This window comes from Novosphingobium sp. Fuku2-ISO-50 (genome assembly GCF_001519055.1).
GTDB lineage: Bacteria > Pseudomonadota > Alphaproteobacteria > Sphingomonadales > Sphingomonadaceae > Novosphingobium.
In genome coordinates this window covers 57,985-84,017 of record NZ_KQ954291.1, presented here as the reverse complement: position 1 = coordinate 84,017, position 26,033 = coordinate 57,985, and the positions used below count along the sequence as shown (strand labels likewise).

At 63.3% G+C, this 26,033-nt stretch carries 30 protein-coding genes; 15 read left to right on the top strand and 15 right to left on the bottom strand.

From position 1 onward, the window contains the following. Positions 1-46: 46 nt before the first annotated feature. Positions 47-1,336, top strand: a complete 1,290-nt coding sequence (locus tag AQZ50_RS10890) for a sugar MFS transporter (protein WP_067746575.1) — start codon at positions 47-49, stop codon at positions 1,334-1,336. Between the two features lie 65 nt (positions 1,337-1,401). Further along, a complete protein-coding gene (locus tag AQZ50_RS10885) occupies positions 1,402-2,244 on the top strand; it encodes a thioesterase family protein (RefSeq protein WP_067746449.1) in 843 nt (280 codons plus the stop codon). Between the two features lie 62 nt (positions 2,245-2,306). Here AQZ50_RS10885 and AQZ50_RS10880 read toward each other — a convergent pair whose 3' ends face one another. The 9 genes from AQZ50_RS10880 to AQZ50_RS10840 all read right to left on the bottom strand — a co-directional run bounded on the left by AQZ50_RS10880 (position 2,307) and on the right by AQZ50_RS10840 (position 8,670). Further along, positions 2,307-2,972, bottom strand: a complete 666-nt coding sequence (locus AQZ50_RS10880; protein ID WP_067746447.1) for a cell wall hydrolase — start codon at positions 2,970-2,972, stop codon at positions 2,307-2,309. Between the two features lie 226 nt (positions 2,973-3,198). After that, a complete protein-coding gene (locus AQZ50_RS10875) occupies positions 3,199-3,534 on the bottom strand; it encodes a DUF1491 family protein (RefSeq protein ID WP_067746446.1) in 336 nt (111 codons plus the stop codon). Positions 3,535-3,566: 32 nt separating this feature from the next. After that, the gene (locus AQZ50_RS10870) at positions 3,567-4,028 is read right to left on the bottom strand and encodes a PTS sugar transporter subunit IIA (RefSeq protein WP_067746445.1); all 462 of its coding nucleotides are present in this window, start codon (positions 4,026-4,028) and stop codon (positions 3,567-3,569) included. Positions 4,029-4,251: 223 nt separating this feature from the next. Continuing rightward, a complete protein-coding gene (hpf, locus tag AQZ50_RS10865) occupies positions 4,252-4,851 on the bottom strand; it encodes a ribosome hibernation-promoting factor, HPF/YfiA family (protein ID WP_067746444.1) in 600 nt (199 codons plus the stop codon). A gap of 48 nt (positions 4,852-4,899) precedes the next feature. Next, positions 4,900-5,607 (bottom strand): DNA polymerase III subunit epsilon, encoded by a 708-nt coding sequence (dnaQ, locus tag AQZ50_RS10860; RefSeq protein WP_067746442.1) that lies wholly within the window; start codon positions 5,605-5,607, stop codon positions 4,900-4,902. 105 nt (positions 5,608-5,712) lie between these two features. Then, the gene (gene coaE / locus AQZ50_RS10855) at positions 5,713-6,351 is read right to left on the bottom strand and encodes a dephospho-CoA kinase (RefSeq protein ID WP_067746440.1); all 639 of its coding nucleotides are present in this window, start codon (positions 6,349-6,351) and stop codon (positions 5,713-5,715) included. Beyond that, the gene (aroE, locus tag AQZ50_RS10850; protein WP_067746424.1) at positions 6,348-7,205 is read right to left on the bottom strand and encodes a shikimate dehydrogenase; all 858 of its coding nucleotides are present in this window, start codon (positions 7,203-7,205) and stop codon (positions 6,348-6,350) included. The genes coaE and aroE overlap by 4 nt, the downstream gene beginning before the upstream one ends. Continuing rightward, positions 7,202-7,789: a Maf family protein gene (locus AQZ50_RS10845; protein WP_067746422.1), complete on the bottom strand. Its 588-nt coding sequence runs from the start codon at positions 7,787-7,789 to the stop codon at positions 7,202-7,204. The genes aroE and AQZ50_RS10845 overlap by 4 nt, the downstream gene beginning before the upstream one ends. Beyond that, complete coding sequence (locus AQZ50_RS10840) at positions 7,786-8,670, bottom strand: pyruvate, water dikinase regulatory protein (RefSeq protein ID WP_067746421.1); 885 nt, start codon at positions 8,668-8,670, stop codon at positions 7,786-7,788. The genes AQZ50_RS10845 and AQZ50_RS10840 overlap by 4 nt, the downstream gene beginning before the upstream one ends. Before the next feature lie 382 nt (positions 8,671-9,052). Here AQZ50_RS10840 and hemE point away from each other — a divergent pair, with 382 nt between their 5' ends. Next, positions 9,053-10,081, top strand: a complete 1,029-nt coding sequence (hemE, locus tag AQZ50_RS10835) for a uroporphyrinogen decarboxylase (protein WP_067746574.1) — start codon at positions 9,053-9,055, stop codon at positions 10,079-10,081. Positions 10,082-10,088: 7 nt separating this feature from the next. Here hemE and AQZ50_RS10830 read toward each other — a convergent pair whose 3' ends face one another. Continuing rightward, on the bottom strand, positions 10,089-11,600 hold the full coding sequence (locus AQZ50_RS10830) for a hypothetical protein (protein WP_231730227.1): 1,512 nt from the start codon (positions 11,598-11,600) through the stop codon (positions 10,089-10,091). A 49-nt stretch (positions 11,601-11,649) separates the two neighbouring features. Between AQZ50_RS10830 and AQZ50_RS10825 the strand changes: the two genes are divergently transcribed. The 3 genes from AQZ50_RS10825 to rho all read left to right on the top strand — a co-directional run bounded on the left by AQZ50_RS10825 (position 11,650) and on the right by rho (position 13,824). Further along, positions 11,650-11,889 carry a hypothetical protein gene (locus AQZ50_RS10825; protein ID WP_231730226.1) on the top strand — a complete coding sequence of 80 codons (240 nt, stop codon included), beginning with the start codon at positions 11,650-11,652 and terminating at the stop codon, positions 11,887-11,889. A 69-nt stretch (positions 11,890-11,958) separates the two neighbouring features. Next, entirely contained in the window at positions 11,959-12,402 is a 444-nt protein-coding gene (locus tag AQZ50_RS10820; protein WP_067746417.1) for a CopD family protein, read from the top strand. Positions 12,403-12,564: 162 nt separating this feature from the next. Then, positions 12,565-13,824, top strand: a complete 1,260-nt coding sequence (gene rho / locus AQZ50_RS10815) for a transcription termination factor Rho (RefSeq protein WP_067746415.1) — start codon at positions 12,565-12,567, stop codon at positions 13,822-13,824. 221 nt (positions 13,825-14,045) lie between these two features. Here the strand turns inward: rho and AQZ50_RS10810 are convergent, their stop codons facing one another. Together AQZ50_RS10810 and AQZ50_RS10805 are read right to left on the bottom strand one after the other, a co-directional pair. Then, positions 14,046-14,429: a nuclear transport factor 2 family protein gene (locus tag AQZ50_RS10810; protein WP_067746413.1), complete on the bottom strand. Its 384-nt coding sequence runs from the start codon at positions 14,427-14,429 to the stop codon at positions 14,046-14,048. 78 nt (positions 14,430-14,507) lie between these two features. After that, positions 14,508-15,203 carry a dienelactone hydrolase family protein gene (locus AQZ50_RS10805; RefSeq protein WP_067746410.1) on the bottom strand — a complete coding sequence of 232 codons (696 nt, stop codon included), beginning with the start codon at positions 15,201-15,203 and terminating at the stop codon, positions 14,508-14,510. A gap of 144 nt (positions 15,204-15,347) precedes the next feature. On the opposite strand from AQZ50_RS10805, the gene AQZ50_RS10800 reads away from it, so the two are divergent. The 7 genes from AQZ50_RS10800 to AQZ50_RS10770 all read left to right on the top strand — a co-directional run bounded on the left by AQZ50_RS10800 (position 15,348) and on the right by AQZ50_RS10770 (position 22,591). Next, on the top strand, positions 15,348-15,617 hold the full coding sequence (locus AQZ50_RS10800; protein ID WP_197412465.1) for a DUF6489 family protein: 270 nt from the start codon (positions 15,348-15,350) through the stop codon (positions 15,615-15,617). 39 nt (positions 15,618-15,656) lie between these two features. Then, positions 15,657-16,955 carry a tRNA uridine-5-carboxymethylaminomethyl(34) synthesis GTPase MnmE gene (mnmE, locus tag AQZ50_RS10795; protein ID WP_067746408.1) on the top strand — a complete coding sequence of 433 codons (1,299 nt, stop codon included), beginning with the start codon at positions 15,657-15,659 and terminating at the stop codon, positions 16,953-16,955. 66 nt (positions 16,956-17,021) lie between these two features. Next, positions 17,022-18,866 (top strand): tRNA uridine-5-carboxymethylaminomethyl(34) synthesis enzyme MnmG, encoded by a 1,845-nt coding sequence (gene mnmG / locus AQZ50_RS10790; protein ID WP_067746406.1) that lies wholly within the window; start codon positions 17,022-17,024, stop codon positions 18,864-18,866. Continuing rightward, the gene (gene rsmG, locus AQZ50_RS10785; protein WP_082703584.1) at positions 18,863-19,570 is read left to right on the top strand and encodes a 16S rRNA (guanine(527)-N(7))-methyltransferase RsmG; all 708 of its coding nucleotides are present in this window, start codon (positions 18,863-18,865) and stop codon (positions 19,568-19,570) included. Before mnmG ends, rsmG begins: the two co-directional genes overlap by 4 nt. Beyond that, positions 19,567-20,343, top strand: a complete 777-nt coding sequence (locus AQZ50_RS10780; protein ID WP_067746404.1) for a ParA family protein — start codon at positions 19,567-19,569, stop codon at positions 20,341-20,343. Before rsmG ends, AQZ50_RS10780 begins: the two co-directional genes overlap by 4 nt. Further along, positions 20,340-21,329 (top strand): ParB/RepB/Spo0J family partition protein, encoded by a 990-nt coding sequence (locus AQZ50_RS10775; RefSeq protein ID WP_067746402.1) that lies wholly within the window; start codon positions 20,340-20,342, stop codon positions 21,327-21,329. Before AQZ50_RS10780 ends, AQZ50_RS10775 begins: the two co-directional genes overlap by 4 nt. Positions 21,330-21,436: 107 nt before the next feature. Continuing rightward, positions 21,437-22,591, top strand: coding sequence for an acyl-CoA dehydrogenase family protein (locus AQZ50_RS10770; protein WP_067746571.1), 1,155 nt, complete (start codon positions 21,437-21,439; stop codon positions 22,589-22,591). Positions 22,592-22,914: 323 nt separating this feature from the next. On the opposite strand, the gene AQZ50_RS10765 is transcribed toward AQZ50_RS10770, so the two are convergent. Then, positions 22,915-23,403 carry an Lrp/AsnC family transcriptional regulator gene (locus AQZ50_RS10765; RefSeq protein WP_067746399.1) on the bottom strand — a complete coding sequence of 163 codons (489 nt, stop codon included), beginning with the start codon at positions 23,401-23,403 and terminating at the stop codon, positions 22,915-22,917. 159 nt (positions 23,404-23,562) lie between these two features. Here AQZ50_RS10765 and AQZ50_RS20460 point away from each other — a divergent pair, with 159 nt between their 5' ends. Continuing rightward, positions 23,563-23,715, top strand: a complete 153-nt coding sequence (locus tag AQZ50_RS20460) for a hypothetical protein (RefSeq protein ID WP_156427322.1) — start codon at positions 23,563-23,565, stop codon at positions 23,713-23,715. A gap of 9 nt (positions 23,716-23,724) precedes the next feature. Further along, positions 23,725-24,636 (top strand): EamA family transporter, encoded by a 912-nt coding sequence (locus AQZ50_RS10760; RefSeq protein ID WP_067746398.1) that lies wholly within the window; start codon positions 23,725-23,727, stop codon positions 24,634-24,636. 2 nt (positions 24,637-24,638) lie between these two features. On the opposite strand, the gene AQZ50_RS20455 is transcribed toward AQZ50_RS10760, so the two are convergent. Both AQZ50_RS20455 and AQZ50_RS10750 read right to left on the bottom strand, forming a co-directional pair. Further along, the gene (locus tag AQZ50_RS20455; RefSeq protein ID WP_156427321.1) at positions 24,639-25,244 is read right to left on the bottom strand and encodes a hypothetical protein; all 606 of its coding nucleotides are present in this window, start codon (positions 25,242-25,244) and stop codon (positions 24,639-24,641) included. 113 nt (positions 25,245-25,357) lie between these two features. Further along, positions 25,358-25,852 carry a GAF domain-containing protein gene (locus AQZ50_RS10750; RefSeq protein ID WP_067746394.1) on the bottom strand — a complete coding sequence of 165 codons (495 nt, stop codon included), beginning with the start codon at positions 25,850-25,852 and terminating at the stop codon, positions 25,358-25,360. Positions 25,853-26,033 lie beyond the last annotated feature (181 nt).

Below are 26,033 nucleotides of genomic sequence, written 5' to 3'. Positions count from 1 at the left end.
CGCAAGCGATCCTACCCAAGACACAAGCGGGGAGTGGGAGAGCATGATGGCGGCGGCAGAAGCGGGTTCAACTGGGTCTCCGGTGTCCACGCCGGTGCGCACGATGGCGCTGCTGTCGAGCCTGTTCTTCATGTGGGGCTTCATCACGGTCATCAACGACACGCTGCTGCCCCATCTGCGCAGCGTGTTCGCGCTGAGCTATACCGAAACGACCGCGATCGAGAGCACCTGGTTCATCGGCTACCTCGTCGCTTCGCTGCCGGCGGCGCGGCTGATCGCGCGGATCGGCTATCAGCGCGCAGTGGTCACCGCGTTGGGCGTGATGACGCTCGGCTCGCTGGGCATGGTGCTGGCGGCGAGCCTGCCCTCCTATGCCGTGACGCTGGCTGCGCTGTTTACGGTGTCATGCGGCATTGCGCTGCTGCAGGTCGCGGCCAATCCTTATGTTGCGGTGATCGGCCCGCCGCAAACCGCCGAATCGCGGCTCAATCTCGCGCAGGCCTTCAACACCACCGGCGATGTGCTGGCGATCGTGTTTGGCCAGTATCTGATCCTCGGACGCACCGCCGGCGGCACTTCGGCCGAAGGCACCGCGCTGAGCTATGCGCAGCGCATGGCCGATGCCCGCGCGACCGAGCTGCCCTATCTGATCGTCGCGGTCCTGCTTGCGATCCTGACACTGATCATCGCACGCGCGGCGCTCCCGGCGCTCGGCACGGCAACGGCGCGAGCCGATGCCCAAACGCGCAAGGGCCTGTCGTTGTGGCGTCATCGCGGCCTGGTGACCGGATGCGGGGCGATTTTCCTCTATGTCCTGGCCGAAATCGGTGTCGGCAACTTGTTCATCAATTTCGCCTCGCAGCCCGGCATCGCCAATGTGACACACGAACAGGCGGCGTTCTATCTGATGTTCGTGTGGGGCGGGATGATGGTCGGGCGCTTTGCCGGGGCCTGGATCACGCGCCATTTCGTCGCTGAAAACGTGTTGGCGCTGTTTGCCGTCGCCGCTCTCGTTTGCGCACTGGTGGCAACATTTGGCCATGGCCATGTCGCGCTGGCCGGGCTGATCGCGATCGGCCTGTTTCATTCGATCATGTTTCCCACCATCTTCGGCCTCGCCATCCGCGATCTCGGGCCTTTGACCGAGGAAGGATCGGGTCTGTTGATCATGGCGATCGCCGGTGGGGCGCTCGTCTTCATCCAGGGCTCGATCGCCGACCATTTCGGGATTCAATGGGCCTTTGCGGTGACTGCGGTTTGCGAGCTCTATGTGCTGTTTTTTGCGCTGTGGGGATGCCGCGCGCCGGTTCGGGCCGGGGTCGCCGGGATCGGTTGACGCGGGCTTTTCCCATCGGTTTAATCGTGCAATTAAGTCCCCGAAAAAATTTCGGGAGAGCAGGCATGATCGAAACGCGGCCAGGGCATTTCTACACAAGCGACGGCGATCGATTCATCCCGACAAGCGCGGCACGCGGCTATTGGCAAAAGGGTACGCTCAGCGGATCGGCCGCCGCCTCTCTGCTGGGCCATGTCATCGAGCGGGATTTTCTGGCGGATGACCGGATTCCGGTACGGTTGTCGATCGACATGCTGCGCATGCCCCCCGATGCCCCGCTCCGTGTCGAGACGGAAGTGCTTCACGAAAGCGGGCGGCTGCAACTGGTCGAGGCGCGACTGGTGGCCGAGACCCGTGTCGTGACCCGGGCGCTGTGCCAGATTGCCAAAGCCGGGCGCCAACCTGCCAATCCCGTCTGGCAAAGCCCCGCCTGGCCCGCGCCGCATCCCGATACGCTGGAACCGATGCCGCATTTCGGGCGTTGGGACATGCGCCCGATCCCACCCGGACATGACCGGTTTGCGCGCGCGACGCCTCGCGTCGCAGCCGCCGCCGAGGGCAATCCCCCGGTGCTCGGGCGCCTTGCCCCGGTTGCTGCACGCCAGACCTGGCTGAAATCGGGAATCGAGGTCATTGCCGGCCATGCGCCCGGCCCGTTCCTGAGGCTGGTCACCACCGCCGATTTCGCCAGCCCGCTCTCGCACAGCAGCGAATTCGGCATCGATTTCGTCAACACCGATTTCACGATCCACCTCCATCGCCTGCCGCAAGGCGAATGGATCGGCTATGAATTGACCGGCCACAGCTCTGCCCACGGCATCGCCGTCGGCCAGGCGGCCATTCACGATCTGTCGGGCCCGCTTGGTGTCGTTGTCGTCTCCGCCCTCGCCAATAGCCGCCGTCCATAGCAAAAGGCCGTCGCACCCCGGGGGATGCGGCGGCCTTTTGCCATGATTGGCGTACGATCGCCTCAGCGATAGAAAACGTGATTGTCGATCTGCGCGACACGGGTCTTGCCCGCAACCGGGCCGACGCGCTTGGCATGGAAGAACAGCGCGCCTTCGGCCGGGCTTTTCCAGGCGCCACGATGCGCGATCAGCGCGATCCGCACCGCTTTTTGCCAGGTGCGGCTCGACCGGTCGATCGCCGGCAGATTGCCGCCGTGCACAAACGAGAACTGCGAGTGCTGAAGCACTACGCCGCAGTAGGAAGCGGGAAAGCGGCCCGATTCGGTGCGCGCGACGATCACGCGTCCGACGGCCAGCTGGCCGGCCAGGCCTTCGCCCTTGGCTTCGAAATAGACTGCGCCGGCCATGCATTCGATGTCGTGCGACAGGCTGGCGGGAATAGGGGTGGCATCGACCAGTTCGGCAAGCGAGGCTGCGGGCGACATGGCAATGTCGTCTTCCGAGGCCGTTGCCGGATCAATGGCGGCGTCGTGCAAAGGCTGTGCCGTGATGTCGGCAGGCATTGCGACGCTTTTGCTGTCAGAAATGACCGGCGATGCATCTTGTGCATCGATCACCCGCATTTGCGGATCCTGAGGGCGGGCCTTTGCACCGGTCGTGCCGAGCACCGCGAAAGTCAGGGTCAGGGCAATGCCAAAGGCACTGGCCAAACGAAACTGATAACTCACTCTTTATCCAAACTGGGCGGTGGACATCGGAGCAAGGATCGGTCGCGGATCAAACCCGGCGGCAAAAAACGCCGTCAGTGGTCGATCCGAGCCGAGGGCCAAGCCGTCTGCCCCCCGTCTGCGTGCCTGCGCGATCGGCCTTTTTGCCGATCATCGCCGCCTGCGCAAAAGCGGAAGAGTGGCCTTTATGGCCGAACCCCGACAAGTCAACCCATGCGCGGCCCAGTCAGCCAGGGTTCAGGATGGACCGTTCAACATCCGCGACAGTCAGTTCGATGATCCACACGTCCGGGTCTTGCTGCGCGCGGCGATCGAGATAGTCATCGAATGCGGCGCGCGAGTCGGCTTGCTGCTGACGAACTGCGACCCACCGCCGCGGGCCGGTCGGATCGGGCAGGCGTTCATAGAGTGTGCCAAGCCCGTCACGATCGACGCCAACGACCAGGATCGTTCCCGCGTCGGGCTCTCCCTTGTGCAGGACCATGGCAAAGCCGCCTGCCGCGCCGGTGCTGCGCACAAGCCCCGAGACTTCGAGCGAGGCCGGCAGACGGGGCGTTTCCATCGTTTGATCAGACCCGGAAATTGGACAAGCGGTCAGGCCGCATCGCGATCGATCACATTGACCAGCAGGGCATAGAGCGAATCGACATCGGGTGCCGTCGTCAGCCGTCCATGCATGCGGTCATCGCGCATCAGGCGTGAAATCGCCGCCAGCGCCTGGAGATGAACCGCACCTGCCTGATCGGGCGAAAGCAGGCCAAACACGCAATCGACCGGCATGCCGTCGGCGGCATCGAATTCGACCGGCTTTTCCAATCGCAAGAACACCGCGACCGGCCGCGTCAGCCCGGCGATCCGCGCATGCGGTATCGCGACACCACGCCCGAATCCGGTGCTGCCCAGCGCTTCGCGTTCGAGGATACGTTCAAGAACATGCGCCGGATCAAGCCCATAGACGTCGGCAAAACAAGCCGAGAGCGTGGACAGAATCTGCGCCTTTGAATCCGCGCGGATTATCCGAACTGCCTGTTGATCAATTGAAAAAAGCGCGCTCATCGGCAAAGCAATACCATTGGGCAATACCATTGGCCCCCGCACAGGCACCATCATCTTCGCCGCGCCATGCTCCTCATTTGGGCAAGGCGCAAGCGGCGAATGGCGTAGTCGGCGGGTATGGCCAGCGCTTCGTCGCGTCCTCTGGAATCGGAGGAATTCCGAATGAAAGCGGGCCCACCTGCGCCACAACGAGACAGGTGGGCCCGGTCAATGTTTCTTTGGCCTATTTCCTCGGTTCGACCCAGCCGATCGAACCGTCACCGCGGCGATAGACCATGTTGTGAACCCCGGTTCCCGCATTGGTGAACAACAGCGCATTGGTATTGCGCAAGTCGAGCATCATCACCGCGTCCGACACCGTCGCGGTCGGCACGTCGACGCGGGTTTCGGCGATCACCAGCGGCGCATCATCGGGCTCCTCATCGATGCCTGGCTCGGCAAAGACGGTGTAGGCGACATCTTCGATCGCCGGGGCAAAGCCGAGAAAATTGGCATCGTCGAGGCGGCGCGCATGGACCGTGTTTTCGTGGCGATCCTTGATCCGCCGTTTGTATCGACTGAGCTGGCGGTCGATCTTTTCGACCGACTGATCAAGCGCCTGATGGGCATCCTGCGCGATGGAACTGCCTTTGAGAATCAGTCCCTTGTCCACATGAGTCACGATGTCGCAACGAAACCCGCCATGCGGGGCCTTGCCCAAGGTGATCTGCGAGGAGAGCGCGCGCGAAAAATATTTGTCGACGATCGTGGCCAGCCGTTGTTGGGCGCGCGACTCGAAAGCGACGCCGGTATCGACCTGATGTCCCGAAACGCGAATATCCATCGTACTTCTCCTCTTGAGGGGAGAGTGCCCCGGCAGGGCCCGCGCAGATCACGCGCGAGTCCACAGGGGATCTCCGAAACCCGCCATGAATTCATGATGGCGGGCCAGTTCCGCGTCGCTCGGGCGATGAGGCCGGGGCGACCGGAAGGGGCGGGCGGTCGAAGTCTCTATCGGTCTGTCCGACAGATCCCCCGACGGGCCGTTTCCGGATGATGACGCGTCAGCAGCCAGCTCAAGGCCGATCTGCCTGCCGCCCATCAATTCGACATAAAGTTGCGCCAGAAGCTCGGCGTCGAGCAAGGCTCCGTGTTTGGTCCGGTGGCTGCGGTCGATGCCATAGCGCGAACACAACGCATCGAGACTGAGCTTGGCGCCCGGATGCTTGCGCCGGGCGATCGCGATCGTGTCGATCATCCGGTCGAGCGAAACGATACCAAGGCCGATGGCCGTCAATTCGGCATTGAGAAAGCCGAAGTCGAACGCGGCATTGTGCGCAACGAGCGGCGCATCGCCCAGAAAGGCCAGCAGATCTTCGGCACGTTCGGCAAATTTGGGTTTGTCCGCCAAAAACGCGGCGGACAGGCCGTGCACCGCCTCGGCTTCGGCCGGCATGTCGCGTTCGGGGGTGAAATAGGCATGGAACACCGCGCCGGTGGCCACACGGTTGACCATCTCGATGCAGCCGATCTCGACCAGCCGATGGCCACCCTTGGGGTCAAACCCCGTCGTTTCGGTATCGAATACGATCTCGCGCATTTGACGAACGATGGACCCGCGCGCGCGCCCTGACAAGGCTCCAGCGCAAATTTCGCGTGGATCCGAAATTATAAATTTTTATGGAAATTCAGATCTATACGTATTTTAGCGCGAGTCCGTTGTGCAATTTTTCACGCCCAGCGCGCCGACCAGCGCCGCAACGGCGCGCTCGGTCTCGGCGAGTGTCGTCCCCGTATCGATGACATAATCGGCACGCGCGCGCTTTTCCGCATCGGGCACTTGCAGGTCCAGGATCCGGGCGAATTTCGCCTCGGTCATGCCGGGGCGGGCCAATACGCGCTCACGCTGCAGATCGGCGGGCGCGGAAACCACCACGACCGCATCGAGCCCGACGCCCCCGCTTTTGTCCTGATGCCCCTTTTCATAGAGCAGCGGGATGTCGAACACGACCAGCGGTTCCCCGGCATGCTCGATCAGAAAGGCTTCGCGCTGCCGCGCGACGGCGGGATGCATGATCGCCTCAAGCCGGGCAAGCGCAGCGCGATCGCCAAACACCCGCGCGCCCAGATCCTGACGATGCACACCATCGGGGCCCGTCGTACCGGGAAATTCCGCTTCGATTGCGGGCAGGAGCGGGCTGCCCGGCGCCTGCAAGGCATGGACCGCAGCGTCGGCGTCGAACACCGGCACGCCCAGCGCACGCAGCATCAGCGCGACGGCCGATTTGCCCATGCCGATCGATCCGGTCAGCCCGAGAATGAACGGACGATCGCGGGTCGTCATGCCACAAGCCTTGCACGCAATTCATCATCGGCAGGCCCGCGCGGCGGAAGCGCGCCGAAGAAGCGGCGAAAGGCATGATCCGCCTGGCCGATCAGCATCGACAGGCCGTCGACCGTGCGAAATCCGCGTTCGCGCGCCGCACGCAGAAAGGCGGTATCGAGCGGACTGGTGACGATGTCATAAAATACCGAGCCCGGTGGCGCGTGCGACAGATCGAACGCCAACGGCGGATGACCGGTCATGCCAAGCGCGGTCGCATTGACAATCAGGTCGAAACAGCCGGCGCGATCGTCAAAGGCAAAATCGGTCGGCCCGGCAAAATGGGCAAGGTCGGTCACATGATGGTCCCCGGCCGGATCGAGTTCGTCGAGCAAGGCGCGTGCCTTGGCGGGATCGCGCCCGGCCAGAACCAGCACCAGACCTTCGCCCGCCAGCGCGGCAATGATCGCCCGCGCCGCCCCGCCCGTACCCAGCACCCGCCCCATGCGAAACAGATGCGGCTGATCGAGCAACGGACGCAAGGGTTCGAGAAATCCCGGCACATCGGTGTTGTAGCCGACCAGTTCGCCGCCTTCGGGCACGATCGTGTTGACCGCGCCGACGCGTGCCGCCAGCGGATCGAGCTGATCGAGCAAGGCAATCACCGCCTGTTTGTGCGGCATCGTCACATTGCAGCCGCGCCAGTCGGGATCCTGCCTGCGCGCAGCGATGAAATCGGCCAGCCCGCCCGTCGTGACATGCGTGGCGCGATAGTCCCCGTCCAGCCCCAGCCGTTCGAGCCAATAGCCATGGATCGCCGGCGATTTCGACTGACGGATGGGATCGCCGATCACTTCGGCATAAGCCCCGCTCATGCCGTCAGTTCCCCGAAATTGCGCAAGGCCGTCAGGATCGCGAGCAAGGGCATGCCGAGCACGGTAAAGTGGCTGCCGTCGATCGCCTCGAACAGCTGCACGCCGCGCGCCTCGATCCGGAACACCCCGACACAGGCCGCAACATGGGGCCATTCGCTGTGGAGATAGCTGTCGATAAAGCTGTCGGAAAGGGCCCGGACGCGCAGATTTGCGGTCTCGACATGGCGCCATACCACTTGCCCGTCGCGCGCCAGCACAGCGGCCGAAGACAGCGCCATGATCTTGCCCGAAAAGAACGCAAGGTGTTCGACCGCCTGTTCGCGGCTGGCGGGCTTGTCGAATTGCCGTCCGGCCACTTCAACCAGCGAATCCCCGCCCAGCACCAGCTGTCCGGGGCAGGCGAGCGAGACGGCGAGCGCTTTGGCCTCGGCCAGAATCATCGCCACGTCGGCGCCGGGCACGCCCAGCAATTCACGTTTCAGCGCGGTTTCATCCACCCCGGCGGCGCGCGCCTCGAACGACACGCCCGCCGCGTCGAGCATCGCCTTGCGCGAGGCGCTTTCGGAAGCGAGGACGATCGTCATTGCGCCGATCCAATCGCTGCATCGCGCCAGCCGCCGGGCTCGCGCTCGATATCGGCCCCGGTCGAGGCACGGACATTGTGGCGTTCGTTGTAGAGATTGATCACGGCGGCTGCGCTCTCCTCGATCGACCGGCGGCTGACATCGATCACCGGCCAGCCGTTATCGGCAAACATGCGCCGCGCATATAGCACTTCGCGCGCGACATGCTCGCTGTCGACATAGTTGGTTTCGGGCGGCTGGTTGAGCGACAGCAGCCGGTTGCGGCGCACCTGGATCAGGCGTTCGGGACTGGTGGTCAGCCCGACCACCATTGGCCGGCGCACCGAATAGAGCGACGGCGGCGGCGGACATTCCACAACAATCGGAATGTTGGCCACACGAAATCCCCGGTTGGCGAGATAGATCGAGGTCGGCGTCTTGGAGCTGCGCGAAACACCGGCCAGGATGATGTCGGCCTGTTCCCAGTTTTCCCAACCGATTCCGTCGTCATGGGCAATGGTGAACTGGATCGCATCGACGCGACGGAAATAGGCTTCGTCCATGGTGTGCTGGCGACCGGGACGCCCTTTGGCTTCCTGGCCAAACAACTGTTCGAGCGCGTCGGTTACCGCATCGAGCGCCGAAACGCTGCGCAAACCGAGCGCAGAGCAGCGCTGTTCGAGCCGTTCGCGGATCTCGGTGCTGACCACGGTAAACAGGACGAGACCGGGATGCATGCTGATTTCCGCCATGATCCGGTCAAGATGCTGCTGCGAGCGGACCATCGGCCAGAAATGGCGCACGACATCGGTGTTTTCGAACTGCGCCATCGCCGCCTTGGCGATCATTTCCAGCGTTTCGCCCGTGGAATCCGACAGAAGGTGAAGGTGAAGACGCTGCATGGACCCCCTCGTTGGCTTGTCCTGATGGTTCAAGGCACGGTTTGGCGCTTGCGAACCGGGTCCGGGACACACCTGTGGACAGGCACAGGATAAACCACGGGATGAAAGTGTCGACAAGAACGAGGCACCGATCCATGCCCATGATCCCGATCGTCCGGGCCATTTTCGCCACAGGTGGACAGCACTTGCCCACAGGGTGTGGACAATGGGCACAAGTATCGCTTGCCCGCTTGAGTCAGGAGAGTCGGGGCCCGAACATTTTTGTGGGATTGGTGGATCATTTGGGGCAGAGCGCGTCCGTCCCCGCTATCCACAGGGCCAACAGACTCTTCATCCAGATTCAAATAAGAATCTTATTAGATTTTGAATGGACACGAACACGATGCCCGGTCCCCTTCTCGACACGCTCCTGGGATCCAATCTCGCCCGGCGCCCGATCTGGCTCATGCGTCAGGCGGGGCGCTATTTGCCGGAATACCGGGCTTTGCGGGCAGAAAAGGGCGGGTTTCTCGATCTCGTCTATGACAGCGCCGCTGCGGCAGAGGTCACCGTGCAGCCGATCCGCCGGTTCGGCTTCGACGGCGCGATCCTGTTCAGCGATATTCTGATCGTGCCGCACGCGATGGGTCAGACTCTCGAATTCCTCGCCGGAGAAGGCCCACGCCTGTCACCGCGTCTGATCGATACGTCGCTGGAGGCTCTCCAGAGGGTCCCGGAGCGGCTGTCGGTCATCTATGAGACCGTGGCACTGGTCCGGAGCATGTTGGAGCCCCAGACCACCTTGCTGGGCTTTGCAGGAAGTCCGTGGACCGTTGCCACGTACATGACGGCGGGCGAGGGCAGTCGCGATCAGCATGAAACCCGCGCGCTCGCCTATCGCGATCGTCACGCGTTCCAAGCGATCATCGATGCCATCGTCGAGGTGACGATCGAATACCTGTGCGGCCAGATCACGGCGGGCGCCGAAGCGGTGCAGCTGTTCGATTCCTGGTCGGGCAGCCTGGCCCCGCGCGAATTCGAACGTTGGGTGATCGCGCCCACAGCGCGGATCGTCGCCGAGCTTGGTTTGCGTCATCCCGGTGTGCCGGTGATCGGATTTCCCAAGGGAGCCGGCGAAAAACTGCCCGCTTATGCCCGCGAAACCGGGGTTGGCGCGATCGGGATCGATGAAACGATCGATCCGGTCTGGGCGGCGCAGGCCTTGCCACAGGGGCTGCCGGTCCAGGGCAATCTCGATCCGTTGCTTTTGCTGGCCGGTGGCGATGAACTCGATGCGCGAGCGCGCGAAGTGCTCGATGCCTTTGCCGGGCGGCCGCATGTCTTCAATCTGGGTCACGGCATCGGGCAGTTTACCCCGATTGCGCATGTCGAGCGATTGCTTGGCGTGGTGCGCGACTGGCGGCCAGCCTGAATTTCTGTCAGCCGGTCGGCGCGGTGATCAGAAGCCAGCCGGATCCGATACGTTTTGCCCGCCCGGATGCGATGGGATAGCCGGACGCGCGCAGGCCGTCGATCATGGCCTGCGCGGTCGGATGCTGACCGGCGACATGCTCGGTCCAGAACACGGTCGGGCATGTCCTTGACAGGTCGTGCGAGACTTCGGGCGCGAGCGTGAAGCCAAAGCGGTGGGCGACATCGCGATAGGCAAACGGCACGATCTCGTGGTTGTCGTGCGGCGGCATGTCGCGTGGAATCGTGTTCCAGAGCATATCGGCATGGACGATGGTCCCGGGACACCCCCGCACGATTGCGGCGATCGCCGATCCGGTGCCGTTCCAACTGGGTTGCGCCAAAGTCGCGGCCAGATGGGCCTGAAGCACAAGCCCCGCTGCCGCAAGGATCAGCAGATCGAGCGCGGCGGTTGCCAGCAGGGGAAGCCGTCGCGCCATGGCATCCGCACAAAGCGCAAGGATCAGGGCCAGTACCGGATCGAGCGCAACCAGATAGCGGGTGATCAGCAAGGGCCGATGGAGATGCGCCGCCACCAGCACAGCGAGCGCCAGCGCGAGTCCGCCGCCAAGCGTCAGGATCAGATTCAGGGTTGCGCGCGCTTCGTCGTCATGTCGGCGCGCGCCGACAAGCACCGACGCCAGACCTGCCAATGCGGCCAGAGCCAGCACCGGGTTGGCATCAAGCGCCCTGACCACTTCAAGCTCGATGGCCCAGCGTGCGGCCTTCAGTCCGGCCGGAATCCAGAACATTTGCGTGTTGGCGAGGATCGTTGAAAACTGCATCGCCATCGTCAGCGCAAAAGGGACCAGCGCCAGCGTGGCAATCAGCGTCAGCCGGGCGGCATCGGCCCGGCGGCCGGACAGCAGCAATTGCATCGTCGTTGCCGCGACCAGACCGCCAATGATCACGGTCGTCACCAGATGCACGCTGAACGCCAGAGCCAGAACCAGGCCCAAAGTCAGCGAGTCGTATTGCCCCGTGCAGCCACGAATCCGGCGGGCAAGCAGGGGCAGGGCGAGCGCGCAAAGTGCAAAGGACAGAAAATAGGACCGCAGTTGATCGATCTGATCGAGCGCGGGGATGGTCACCGCCAGCGCGAGACAATCGTACCAGACAATGCGCGCAAACCATGCATCCGTGCGCGCAAGACGGACAAATGCGACGATAACCCCGGCCAAAATCGCCAGATTGAGCGTGCGCAGGCTCTCGATCGTGTCCGACAGGCCAAACCCCGTGACAAAGTGCGACCAACCCCACACCAGCGCGTAGAACAACGGCGGATGATTGTCGCGCAGCCAGCCCGGCCACAGCGCCCGGACCGGGACACCCGATCGGACGACGTAAAACGAATAGAATTCATCATACCACGGCCCGCGTTCGCAGATCGCGACCACTGCCGCGCCGACAAACATGGCCAAAAGGATGACAAATCCGATCCGGCGCAGCATGAGCAGCGAGGACTTTTCGAGCATAGGCATGGCTCTTCCTCACCTGTCGTGCGTGTGTCGCCCATCGGGGATCTCGCGGATGACCCAACTATCGGAATGGACGATGCGGACGCGACAGAGGATTTGCAAGGCCAAGAAGAGCTATCCCGATCACGCGACAGCGGCGGCTGTCGCGGCGCGTTTCGATCATGCGGTGCGTCCCTATCGCTGCGACCGGTGCCATGCCTGGCATCTGACCAGTCGGCTGAAGGGCAAGCGGATCCCCCGACCTGATCGCAACGTCCCCCCCGATCGCAGCGTACCCAATACGACGGATTGAAGACACGACAAGCCGGGTTGCCAAGCAAGACACCTTCCGGCAGCGAGACAAGCAGTCTATCTGGAACCCATGCTACAGGTGCTCGCCATGCTCTATCTCTGGCTCAAGGCCGGTCACGTCATCTTCGTGGTATTCTGGATGGCGGGGCTGTTCATGCTGCCCCGGTTTTTCATCTATCATCAGGAACTGGCCGAAGATTCGCCCGAAAACGCGGTTTGGATCGATCGCGAAAAGCGCCTGTTGAAAATCATCCTGTGGCCTTCGCTGGTGATGGTGTGGGTGTTTGGTCTGGCTTTGGCGGTCAGTGGCGACTGGTTTGCCCAGGGCTGGCTTCATGCCAAGCTTGCCGTGGTGCTCGCCTTGACGGCCTATCACGTGTGGATGGCCGATTATGCGCGCCATCTTGCCATCGGACGACGCAAACTTGCCGGCAGGAAACTGCGCCTGGTCAACGAAGTGCCAGGCGTTGCGGCGGCGATCATCATCGTTCTGGTGATTCTCAAGCCATTCTGAATTGTCAGATGATTGTCTATTGATTGACGGGGGCAGCGCGCGCGGATAAGGGCAAAGGCGCTAATCCGGATAAATTCCGGCGGGCCCAGCGCCCGCACATGGTCTGCTTTCTCCAAGCCCAATGACCGTCCGGCCGGCGCACTCCCTTGCTGGAATATACCCATGCACTTGAAAGAATTAAAGAAAAACAAGACTCCTGCTGAGCTGGTCGCGATGGCCGAAGAGCTGGGCGTCGAAGGCGCGAGCACGATGCGGCGCCAGGATCTGATGTTTGCGATCCTCAAGGAAATGGCCGAAGACGGGGAAGAAATCCTCGGTATCGGCACGATCGAGGTTCTGCCCGACGGTTTCGGCTTTTTGCGCAGCCCCGAAGCGAACTATCTGGCCGGGCCTGACGACATCTATGTCTCGCCCAACCAGGTCCGCAAATGGGGCCTGCGCACCGGCGATACGGTCGAGGGCGAAATCCGCGCCCCCAAGGACGGCGAGCGCTATTTCGCGATTACCCGGCTGATCAAGGTCAACTTCGACGATCCCGATGCCGTGCGCCATCGCGTCAATTTCGACAACCTGACCCCGCTCTATCCCAACGAGCGACTGCGGCTCGACACGCTCGATCCGACCGTCAAGGACAAGTCGGCCCGCGTCATTGATCTGGTCAGCCCGCAGGGCAAGGGTCAGCGCGCGCTGATCGTCGCTCCGCCGCGCACCGGCAAGACCGTCTTGCTGCAGAACATGGCCAAGGCGATCACCGACAATCACCCCGAAGTGTTCCTGATCGTGCTGTTGATCGACGAACGCCCCGAGGAAGTGACCGACATGCAGCGTTCGGTAAAGGGCGAGGTGATTTCCTCGACTTTTGACGAACCGGCCACGCGTCACGTCCAGGTCGCCGAAATGGTGATCGAAAAGGCCAAGCGCCTGGTCGAACACAAGCGCGACGTCGTCATCCTGCTCGATTCGATCACGCGTCTGGGCCGTGCCTACAACACCGTGGTGCCAAGCTCGGGCAAAGTGCTGACCGGCGGTGTCGATGCCAATGCGCTGCAACGCCCGAAGCGCTTCTTCGGCGCGGCGCGCAACATCGAGGAAGGTGGTTCGCTGTCGATCATCGCCACCGCGCTGATCGATACCGGCAGCCGGATGGACGAAGTCATCTTCGAAGAGTTCAAGGGCACCGGCAACTCGGAAATCGTGCTCGACCGCAAGGTTGCGGACAAGCGCATTTTCCCCGCGCTCGACGTGGGCAAGAGCGGCACGCGCAAGGAAGAATTGCTGGTGGCGCGCGATCAGCTGTCGAAAATGTGGGTGCTGCGTCGCATCCTCATGCAGATGGGTACGGTCGATGCCATGGAATTCCTGCTCGACAAGATGAAGGATTCCAAGACCAACGAGGATTTCTTTGCCACGATGAACCAGTAAGGTTCTCCGGTATCGAGGCCAATAGTAAGGGCGGCAGGGTTATCTCCCTGCCGCCCTTGTTTTTTGCGCCGCCCTTGTTTTTTGCGCCGCCCTTGTTTTTTGCGCCGCCCTTGTTTTTTGCGCCGCCCTTGTTTTTTGCGCCGCCCTTGTTTTTTGCGCCGCCCTTTGTCTTTTACGCCGCCCTTTGTTTTTTGCCGAGATTGGCAAACCGGATCGGCGGTTCACGGCTGGTCGAGTTGCGCAGCCATCAATTCCCAGACCTTGTTGATCGCTTTCAAGGGCCGGACCATGACCTTGAAATCGACAATCCGTCCTTGCAGGTCAAAGCGGATCAGATCGATGCCGTTGACCGTAACCCCGTCGATTTCGGTCATGAATTCCAGCATGGCCTCGGGCCCGTCGACCAGCTCGCGGACATAGTGAAAGGTTTCGTTGCCGAGAACCTTGGCCGCGGCATTGAGGTACAACAGCACCTTGGCCTTGCCGACTTGGGGGGTGTGCACCACCGGCGAATGAAACACCGCATCATCCGCGATCAGTTCGCCCAGCAGTTCGGAATCGTTGCCCACCATATAACGGTGCCATGCGGCCAGACCCAGTTGCATCGCGCATTCTCCTCTTGCCGAATGTGTCGGCCCAGGCCCGACGTGCGGCATTGACGTGCCGCAAGTCGGGCATGATTGTTACACCAAATGGGCGGCAAAGAAATCGCGCGTGCGCTGGTCGGCAAGCTGTGCAGCCGCTTCGTCGCGGCGATTGCCCATTTCGGCGGCAAAGCCGTGATCGAGCCCTGCATAATCCCACAGGGTGACCTGGGGGTGCGGATCGAGCGCGGCATGGATCGCGGCCTGCGCCGCCGGGGTCACGAAATGGTCTGCGGTCGGAATATGCAAAGCCAGCGGCTTGGCAATGGCTGCCGCTTCGTCGAGCATGGTGTCGATCATCACGCCGTAATAGCCGACGGCAGCATCGACCGTCGTCCGTGCGGCGGCCATGTAGGCCAATCGTCCGCCGAGGCAAAACCCGACAAGCCCGGTCTTTGCCACGCCTTGCGCGCGGGTCCAGTCGAGCACGGCCTTGATGTCTGCGACACCGAGATCGGCATCGAATTGTTGAAAATAGCCAAATGCTTCCTGCATCTGCTCCGGCACGTCGGGATCAAGTTCGACGCCGGGGGCAAAGCGCCAGAAAATATCGGGCGCGATGGCAAGATAGCCGAGCGCGGCCCAGCCATCGACTTTGCGCCGAATGCCTTCGTTAACTCCGAAAATCTCGGGAATCACGATCACCGCCGCTGTGGCGGGGGTGGTTGGCTGCGCGACATAGGCGGGGATATGTCCTTCGCCGGCGGTTGCGGCCAGGGTGATCTTCGTTCCCATGCAATTGGTCCTTCTCGGTGATGCGTTGGGTATGCGGGTGGTTATTTCCAGAATGGTGGTCGGCGCAGAATGGTGGTCGGCGTGGACTTTGCCAAGCTTGCATGACAATCTTGCCCCTTGGACCCATCGAGGAGAGGACAAGCGATGAAAGTGAATCTCGAGGTCGACTGCACCCCGGAAGAGGCTCGCCGCTTTCTGGGTTTGCCCGACGTCACCAAGGCGCAAGAGGCCTATGTCGATGCCGTGGTCAAGGCGATGAAAGGCGAAGGCTCGCTTGATCAACTGGGCGGCTATGTCAAACAATTGGCGCCGATGGGCGAAATGGGCCTGAAGCTGTTTCAGCAAATGATGGAACACGGCGCCGGTGCGGCTATGTCGGGCTTCAAACCAAAGGGCGGAAAAACCAGCGAATGACGGGGTTTCGTTTGGCCGGGTCCAATCAAGAGGTCCGGCATGTCGGGTGATACCATTTTTGCCCTCGGATCGGGGCAGTTGCCCGCAGCGCTGGGTGTGATGCGGATCAGTGGACCGGGTGCGGGCGAGGCGTTGCAACGTCTGGCGGGGGTTTTGCCTGCACCGCGCCGGGCCAGCTTGCGCCGCCTGATTGATCCACGTGACGGAGCCGAGCTCGACCGCGCGCTGGTGCTGTGGTTTCCCGGATCGCGCAGCGCGACGGGCGAGGATTGCGCCGAATTGCATCTTCATGGGGGCAGGGCAGTTGCCGCTGCGGTCGAATCCGCACTGGCAGCGCAGGGCCTGCGCCGCGCCGAGCCAGGCGAATTCACCCGGCGCGCCTTTGCCAATGGGCGGCTCGATCTTGCCGAAGTCGAGGGGCTGGCCGACCTGCTTGCTGCGGAGACCGAATTGCAGCGACGCAGCGCCCAGGCGATGGCTGGCGGTGCCTTGTCTCGTGCGGCGCAGGACTGGCGGGAAGGGGTGCTGACTCTGTCGGCGCGGCTCGAAGCATCGCTCGATTTTTCCGACGAAAGCGATGTCGACGGGGGCGGCGATGGTCTGCCCGATGGTTTTGGCGATGGCTGCCGTGCGCTGGCGGCCAGTCTTGGCGAATGGCTCGATCGCCCGCGCGCAGAGCCTTTGCGCGAAGGATTTCGCGTCGTTCTTGCCGGACCGCCCAATGCGGGCAAGTCCACACTGTTCAACGCATTGGTCGAAAGCGAGGCCGCGATCATTTCGGCCGAGCCGGGAACAACGCGCGATGTGCTCGTGTCGGGCGTTGCCTTGGGCGGCGTGCCGTTCAGCTTTGTCGATACTGCCGGTCTGCGCGACGAAGGCGCCGGGACGATCGAGGCGATCGGCATTGCCCGTGCGCGCGCGGAGGCGGAACGCGCCGATCTCGTGTTGTGGCTGGGGCCGGAAGGGTTGGGCCCGGTGAATCGCCCCTTGTGGGAAATCGCCGCACAATGCGATCGACGCGATGGCCCGTCCAAAAGCGCCGGGGCTTTGCGGGTTTCGGCGCGGACGGGTGAAGGTCTTGGCGAACTGCGCGCGGCCTTGATCGATGCGGCACGCCGGGCGATGCCTGCACCCGGTCAGGCGGCGCTCAACCGCAGGCAGGCGCAATGTCTGGGCGATGCGCGTCAGGCGCTCGATGGTGCTGCGCGCGAGCGCGATCCCTTGCTGGCGGCAGAGTGCCTGCGTTTGGCGCGTCGTGCGGTCGATGCGCTGGTTGGGCGAACCGATACCGAAGCGATGCTCGATGCGTTGTTCGGTCGGTTCTGCATCGGTAAATGATGTGTTTCACGTGAAACATCGCGCGCCCTTTTGACCTCCCGGCGCGAATCCGTTAACGCGGGCGCCATGCACCAGTTCGATGTCATCGTGGTTGGCGGCGGGCATGCCGGCGTCGAGGCGGCGGCGGTTGCCGCACGCATGGGCGCGCGCACCGCGCTCGTCTCGTTCGATCCGGCAACGATCGGCGCCATGAGTTGTAATCCGGCGATCGGTGGTCTGGGCAAGGGCCATCTCGTCCGCGAGGTCGATGCCTTTGACGGGGTGATTGCGCGCGCGGCCGATGCGGGTGCGATCCATTACCGGATGCTCAACCGTTCGAAAGGCAGCGCGGTGCAGGGGCCGCGTGTGCAGGCCGACCGCAAGCGCTTTCGCGCGGCGGTTCAGGCCGTGGTGACGCGGCAGGATAATCTGGCCATCATCGCCGGAGAGGCGGCTGCGTTGCGGCTCGATGGTGGGCGCGTTGCCGGGGTCGATCTTGCCGACGGCACGGCCCTGATGGCGCCGGCGGTGGTCTTGTGTACCGGCACGTTTCTGGGTGGCCGGCTCTATCGCGGCGAAGAGCGGATGGAGGGCGGACGCATCGGCGAACATGCGGCGCACCGTCTTGCCCAGCAATTGCGTGCGGCGGATTTGCCGATGGCGCGGCTGAAGACGGGGACGCCGCCCCGGCTTGATGGGCGCACGATCGACTGGGGCCGCTTGCCCGAACAGCCTAGCGATGTCGAACCCTGGACGATGTCGCCGCTGTCACCGGGGCGCGCGTTGCCGCAAGTGTTTTGCGGGATTGCCCGCACCAACGCGCGCACGCATGCCATTATCCGCTCGGGCCTGGATCGATCGCCGTTGTTTACCGGCGCCATCGAAGCGCAAGGGCCGCGGTATTGCCCGTCGATCGAAGACAAGATCCATCGCTTCGGCGATCGTGACGGGCACCAGATTTTTCTCGAACCCGAAGGGCTGGACGATCCGACAGTCTATCCCAACGGCGTTTCGACCTCGCTGCCGACCGATATTCAGATCGCGATGATGCGCAGCATCGAAGGCCTGGAACGGGTTGAAGTGACCGTGCCCGGCTATGCGGTGGAATATGACCATATCGATCCGCGTGCCTTGCGCAGCAGCCTGGAAGTCAAGGCAATCCCCGGCCTCTATTGCGCCGGGCAGATCAACGGCACGACGGGGTATGAGGAAGCGGCGGCACAAGGTCTTGTCGCCGGGCTCCATGCTGCGGGTGAAGTGCTGGGTCGTGCCATCCCGCTGCTTGATCGCGCCAACAGCTACATCGCGGTGATGATCGACGATCTCACGCTCCATGGGGTCAGCGAGCCTTATCGCATGTTGACCGCCCGTGCCGAATATCGCCTGCGGCTGCGCGCCAACAATGCCATGAGCCGACTTACGCCGCTGGCGCTGGCGGCGGGCTGCGTCGGCGATGAACGGCGCGAATGGTTCGCTCGGCGCGAGGGAGAGCGCGTGCGGATCGACGCCGCCCTGGCGCAAGTTGCGACTGCAAACGATCTGGCGCAAGCCGGTATAGCGGTGCGCGCCGATGGTGTGCGCCGCAGCCTGAGCGAGTGGTTGCGCTTTCCCGAAGTCAAGCTGGGCGGATTGGCGCCATGGCTGGGCGAGGGGGGCATCGATCCCTGGCTGGCCGAGGAGATCGAGGAGGATGCGGCTTACGCGCCCTATCTCGCCAGACAGGAAGCCGAGCTGCGCGATTTGCGCGCGAGCGAGAGCGTTGCGCTGGGTGATCATTTTCCGTTCGGTGATGTGCCGGGCCTGTCGCGGGAAATGGTCGAGCGATTGAGCAATGCCCGACCAGAAACTCTGGCGGCGGCGGGGCGCGTGGCCGGGATCACCCCGGCGGCGCTGGCCAGCCTGCTTGTCCATGCCCGGCGGAGCGCAGCATGATCGACAATGAAGCAGCGGCGCGCGCGTGGTTGGTCGATGCGCTTGGTGCGGACCAGACAGCGCTGGAACGGCTGGAGCGCCTGGTGGCGATGCTGGCCGAGGAGAATCAGCGGCAGAATCTCGTGGCGCGCGCGAGCCTCGACCATGTCTGGCAGCGGCACATTGTCGACAGCGCGCAACTGCTTTCCGTTTCACGTGGAACAGCGGTGGGTGAGGGCGCATGGCTCGATCTGGGTACCGGGGCGGGTTTTCCCGGTCTGGTCATCGCCGCCATGCAGCCGACTCGCGAAGTCGTGGTGGTCGATTCGCGACGCCTGCGAACCGAGTGGCTGGCGCGTGCCGCCGATGCGCTCGGGCTCGACCGTGTGCGTGTCGTGCTGTCGAAAGTCGAAGATTTGCCGACGCGTGCCCATGCGGTGATTTCGGCGCGGGCCTTTGCACCGCTTGAGCGCCTCTTGTCGCTTTCTGCGCGTTTTTCCACACCGCAGACACTTTGGCTGTTGCCGAAGGGGGCCAAGGCCCGGCATGAACTGCAAGAGCTTGGCAAAGGCTGGCGACATACGTTCCACGTGGAACAATCGCTGACCGACGCAGCGGCTGGGGTGCTGGTTGGGCATCTGCTCGGCGCACCGACGACGAACGACACGGCACAGGTGCGGAACTCGACTACGGGCCATCCGGCCAGGAAAGGCGCGCGACCATGATCACGATTGCGATTGCCAATCAAAAGGGCGGCGTGGGCAAAACCACCACCGCTATCAATGTCGCCACGGCGCTCGCCGCCACCGGCTGGAAAGTCTTGCTGATCGATCTCGATCCGCAGGGCAACGCGTCGACCGGGCTCGGCATCGGTACGGCCGATCGCGAACGGTCTTCGTATGAATTGGTCATCGATCAGGCGCCGGTAACCGAATGCGCGATGGCGACGCGGATTCCCGGGCTCGATCTCGTGGCGGCGACGGTCGATTTGTCCGGCGCCGAAGTCGAACTGGTCAGCGTCGAAGATCGCACGGGCCGCTTGCGCCGCGCGCTGTCGCACGACACCGTGCATGACATCTGCCTGATCGATTGTCCGCCGTCGCTGGGTCTGTTGACGCTTAACGCCTTGAGCGCGGCGGATACCTTGCTCGTGCCGCTGCAATGCGAATTCTTCGCGCTCGAAGGGCTGAGCCAATTGCTGCAGACGGTCGAGCGCGTGCAGGAACGCTTCAATCCCGATCTCGGCATTCTCGGCGTAGTCCTGACCATGTATGACCGGCGCAACCGGCTGACCGATCAGGTCTCGGATGATGTGCGCTCGTGCCTTAACGATCTGGTCTTTGAAGCGGTCATCCCGCGCAATGTCCGCTTGTCCGAAGCGCCGAGCCATGGGCTTCCGGCGCTGATCTACGATCACGCTTGCGCCGGGTCGCAGGCCTATATGAAACTGGCGCGCGAAATCATTGCGCGCTTGCCCGAACAGAGGAAGGCAGCATGAGCGGCGATTCCACCACGACCGACACGCCGGCTCCGGCAAAACCGGCAACGCCGCGTCGCGCCGCGCTTGGGCGTGGGCTCGGTGCATTGCTGGGGGAAACCCGGCGCGAAGAATCGGTGCGTCAGTCCGCCGAAGCTGCGGCGGTGCCGTCGGCCCAGTCTGCTCTTGCCTCGACTGGTGCCACCACGGGCTTGATGCTGCTCCCGGTTTCGCAAATCGAGCCGCACCCCGATCAGCCGCGCCGCCATTTTGACGAAGCGGCGTTAGAAGAACTCGCCGCGTCGATCGCCGCGCGCGGGGTGATTCAGCCGGTGGTGGTCCGCCCGCTTGGCGATAACCGCTATCAGCTTGTGGCGGGCGAACGGCGTTGGCGGGCATCGCAGCGCGCGCGCGTCCACGAAATTCCGGCCATCGTGCGTGAGCTTGACGAGCGCGAAGTGACCGCGCTGGCCCTGATCGAAAACCTGCAACGCGAAGATCTCAATCCGGTCGAAGAAGCCCGCGCCTATCAAAAGCTGGCCGAGCGCGAAGGGCTGACTCAGCAGGAAATCGCCAACTTCGTCGACAAATCGCGCAGCCATGTCGCCAATATCATGCGCCTGCTCGGGCTGCCCGAGGAAGTGCTGGGTCTGGTCGAGCGTGAAGAGCTGTCGATGGGCCATGCCCGCGCGCTTGCCACGCTGCCCGATCCCGCCGCCGCCGCGCGCGAAGTCGTCGCCAAGGGCTTGTCGGTGCGCGATACCGAAAAGCTGGCGCGCCGCCTGGCTCGGCCGGAAAGCACCGGCCCGCGCCGTGCCCGCGCCGATCGTTCGCCCGGCGAGTCCGCCGATATTGCCGCGGTTCAGGCGCATCTTGAGGAATTTCTGGGCCTCAAGGTCACGATCAATGCCGATACCGACCCGCGCACCGGCGCGGTCACGATCCGCTACAAGACGCTCGATCAGCTCGATCTGATTTGCCAGCGGCTGACCGGGGGCGCGATCTGACCCGTCCTGACGGGCAATACTTTAATCGATCGCTTAATTTGGATTGACCGCGCGCTCCGGCCTGCTTTACCTTCGGGCAAAGCAATCAAAACCGGAGAGCCATGCCCATGTCACTCGATCTGATTCCCCGCTCTGCCTATAACGAGGATCACGAGGCGTTTCGCGCCACGGTTCGTCGTTTCCTTCAGGAAGAAATCGAACCCAACGGCGCGAAATGGGCCGATGAGGGGATCGTGCCCAAGGCGGTCTGGCCCAAGGCGGGCGAGCTGGGCATGCTGTGTCCGACCGTGCCCGAGGAATACGGCGGGCTGGGGCTCGATTTCGGCTATAACGCGATCGTGGACGAAGAAAGCTCGTACTATGGCCGGGTCGCCACCGGCTTTTCGCTGCAATCGGACATCGTCGCCAATTATCTCGTGTCCTATGGCTCGGAAGAGCAGAAGAAGAAATGGCTGCCCAAGATGGTCTCGGGCGAAGTGGTCACTGCCATCGCCATGACCGAGCCGGGCACTGGTTCCGACCTTCAGGGCATGCGCACGACCGCGAAAAAGGACGGCAACCATTATGTGATCAACGGGTCGAAGACCTATATCACCAATGGCCAGAACGCCGACCTGATCCTTGTATGCTGCAAGACCGACACTGAAGTACAGCCCGCGTGGAAAGGCGTGTCGATCGTGCTGGTCGAAGCATCGAGCGAAGGGTTTCAGCGCGGGCGCAATCTCGACAAGATCGGCATGGACGAAGCCGATACGTCGGAACTGTTCTTCAACGATGTGCGCGTGCCGATCACCAATTGCCTGGGTGAAGAGGGCAAGGGCTTCATCTATCTGATGAGCGAATTGCCGCAGGAACGCCTGTCGATTGCGGTCGGCGCGCAAGCCTCGGCACAACGCGCGTTTGACGATACGGTGGCCTTTACCCGCGACCGCAAGGCTTTCGGCAAGCCGATTCTCGATTTCCAGAACACCCGCTTCACGCTCGCCGACATCAAGGCCAAGCTTCAGGTCGGCTGGGCCCATCTCGACTGGGCACTGGCGCGCCATCTGAAGCGCGAACTGACCCCCGAAGAAGGCGCCGCCGCCAAGCTGTGGCACACCGATCTGCAATGGGAAGTCATGGACAAATGCCTGCAGCTGCATGGCGGCGCCGGCTACATGAACGAATACGCCATCGCTCGCGCCTGGCGCGCCGCCCGCGTCACCCGCATTTTCGGCGGCACCAACGAAATCATGAAGGAACTGATCGGGCGCAAGCTCTGATTGCGGGTGCTTGATCAAGAAGGGGCCCTGTCGCGCGCGGCGGGGCCCTTTCTTCGGAAATATGTCCAAAGCGAACGCCAGTTTGGTCGAATGACGCTTAGCGCCCCACTTGCGGACACACCCTTCGTCATTCCAGCGAAGGCTGGAATCCAGTTGCGACGCCTCGAATAGACACAACGTATTCCATAATCAGTACCGTAGCCCCCGTCACTGGATTCCAGCTTTCGCTGGAATGACGAAGCGACGTGTTGGCGACGACAGCTAACCTCCAATCCCGGTCATTCCGACGCCACCATCGGACCGGATAGAACCGCCCGTTTTCGTCAATCGAACGGCAGGATCGGGCGGCGGGAGGCGTCGTCTTCTACGATGGTGCGGATGGTGATCAGGGTCTTGAACGAATGGACGCCCTGGTCCTCGCTCAGCGCGCGGCGGGTGAAGCGGTCGTATTCCTGCATCGAGCCGACCTGAACTTTCAGCACGAAATCATCGTCCCCGGTGACATCCCATGCGCCGGTCACTTCGCGGTGCGTGCCGAGCGTCCGGGCAAAGGCATCCATCGTGCTGGCGCCGGCCTGTCGCATCTTGATCAGGACATGCATGGTCAGCGCCGATCCGGTCAGCGCGGGATCGACGATCGCGTGGTCGGCTACGATCACCCGTTCTTCACGCAGGCGGCGCAGGCGGCGCAGCACCGCCGAGACCGACAGCCCGACTGTGTCCGCCAGGATTCGCGCCGGTTGCTGGTTGTCGCGGCGCACTTCTTCGAGCAAACGGCGGTCAAATTCGTCCAGATCGAACTTTTTTCGCATATTGATGGCTATAGCGCGAAATTTGGTCGCAATCTCTCCCAAAAAAAGCGCCAATGATCCCGGTGGTTCGATTATTTGCCCGTTCAGACATAGACGAACAGGGCCCTCCCGAACCGGGCCCGGACAGGGTGCCCACCGGCGCCTGACAGGAGAACAACCATGAACCGCCATCTGCGCGCAGCCGGGTTTCCGGCGCGTTTTCTTATGCTTGCCCGCGACACTTTCGAAGCGAGCGTCGCCATCCACTACCATGCGCCATGGACGCGCCATGCGCCGGTCCGTGCAACGTCCGCCCGTGACGAAGCGGCCTGAGCCACAGCGATGACGTCTGCCCGCCTTTCCGCCCGGCCTGATACGTTCGGCGCGCTGGCCCCCTATGCGGCGTTGCTGGGGTCGATGGTCAGCGTGACCGTCGGCACCTCTTATGCCAAACACCTGTTCGCCGAAGTCGGGGCAGAGGGCACCGCATTTTATCGCGCGGGCTTTTCGGCGCTGTTGCTGATGGCGCTGTGGCGGCCCTGGCGGCGGACGTGGACCCGGCGCGAACTGGCCGACATGGCGCTGTATGGCGGTTCGCTCGGGGCGATGAACCTGCTGTTTTACGAGGCACTGGCGACGATCCCGCTGGGGTTGGCGATTGCGATCGAATTCATGGGACCGCTGGGCGTTGCCTTGATCCATTCGCGCCGGATCGCGCATTTTGCGTGGATCGCGCTGGCCGTCGTGGGCCTTGCGCTGCTGCTGCCGATTGCCGGGCCGGTCCATGCGCTCAATCCCGTGGGCGTGATGCTGGCGCTGCTGGCGGGGGTGTTCTGGGCGCTGTACATCGTGTTTGGGCAGCGCGGCGGGCATGTTCATCCGGGGCAAGCGGTTGCAGTGGGCATGACCACGGCGGCGCTGGTCATCGCGCCGGTCGGGATTGTCACGGCGGGGCTGCACTTGCTGACGCCGCGCCTGATGATTCAGGGGCTGGTCGTGGCGGTCGTGTCGAGCGCGCTGCCGTTTTCGCTCGAGCGTGTTGCCTTGAAGGGCATTCCCCGGCGCACCTTTGGCGTGCTCGTGGCGGCCGAGCCCGCCGTCGGTGCTCTGGCCGGTCTGGTCCTGCTCGGCGAAGCGCTGACCACGCGGCAAGGACTGGCGATCGCCTGCGTCATCGGTGCGGGCGTCGGCTCGGTGCTATGGAGTGGGGAGGGCCATGCCTTGCCCGATGATCCGATCTTGTCCGACGACTGATCTCAGCTTCCGGTGTAGACGCGCTTTTCCTTGCGATGGGGTTGGGCGCGGATCACGCGGTGGCGCCGTTCGGTGACATATTCGGTGGTGACCGTTTTCGTTTCGACGCAAGGTGCCTGCGGGCCTTGCACCACCGGGACCATCATCCAGCCCATCGGCGGCGCATAAGCACCCTGGGGCATGGGCCCATAAGACGGCGCGCCATAGGGCATGGGCGCATAAGGCATGTTGGCATAAGGTTGGGGGGCGTAAGGCTGGCCCGGGGTGCCATAGCCCGCCGCAAATTCGGGATGATCGCGCAAAAACATCGTGCAATCGTGGCCATGCGCATGCCGATTATCGTGGAAACGGGCTGCCATCCGCTGCATCTCTGGATCGGCCATAGGCGGCGCATAAGCACCCTGGGGCATGGGCCCCGGGCCACCCGGAGCGCCGGGAACCCACTGCCCGGTCCACCGGCCATCCTGCCACACGCCTTGCCAGACCCAGCCCGGGGGCGGACTGGGCGCCGGAGTCATGGTCTGCGCCTGGGCGAGACCAGCGCCCGCCAACAGGCAAGCCGAAACGGCAAGGCGGGTCCATTTGCGCAAGCTGATAGGCGGTTGCATCGACAATCCCCGGATTGGCAGACCTGCGCAGACCGCAGATTTGCGTTAATCCGGAATTTACCATGCAATTCGGCGAAAAACCAAGCGATCCGCCGCGCCTGTCCCGATTCGGATCAGAGTTCGATTCGGGCGGCGATTGCGTTGGCCAGCGCCTCGATCCCGGCGAGGTCCTCGGCGTCGAAGCGGGCGGGCAAGGGGCTGTCGAGATCGATCACCGCGATCACCCGGCCTTCGCGCAGCACCGGCACGACCAGTTCCGATCGACTGTCGGCATCGCAGGCGATATGCCCCGGAAAGGCATGGACATCGGCCACGCACTGGCTGGCCCGTGTCGCGGCGGCGGTGCCGCATACGCCGCTGCCCAGCGCAATGCGGATACACGCCGGTTTGCCGATGAACGGCCCCAGCACAAGCTCGGTCGCCCCTGTGGGCAAGCGGTAGAATCCCGCCCAATTGAGATCGGGCAGACAGGTCCAGATCAGCGCGGCGCAATTGGCCATGTTGGCCACGCCATCGCTCTCACCCTCGGTCAGCGCCAGCGCGGCAGCGACGAGATCCTTGTACACATCGGCCTTGTCGAGACCGGCAGCGGGGGCAAAGGCAAACATGGTCGACCTCATAAGCCAATTGCACGTTGCTGTCGCCCCCGTGGCGCCCTAGATTTGCACCCATGACCAAGCTCAAGAAGACGCTCATCGGCCTTGGCGCCGTTATCCTGGTGGCCGGCGGCGGGATCGTCTGGCTGATGCAGGGGGATCCCGCGATGGTTCCCTTTATCCAGACCACCGG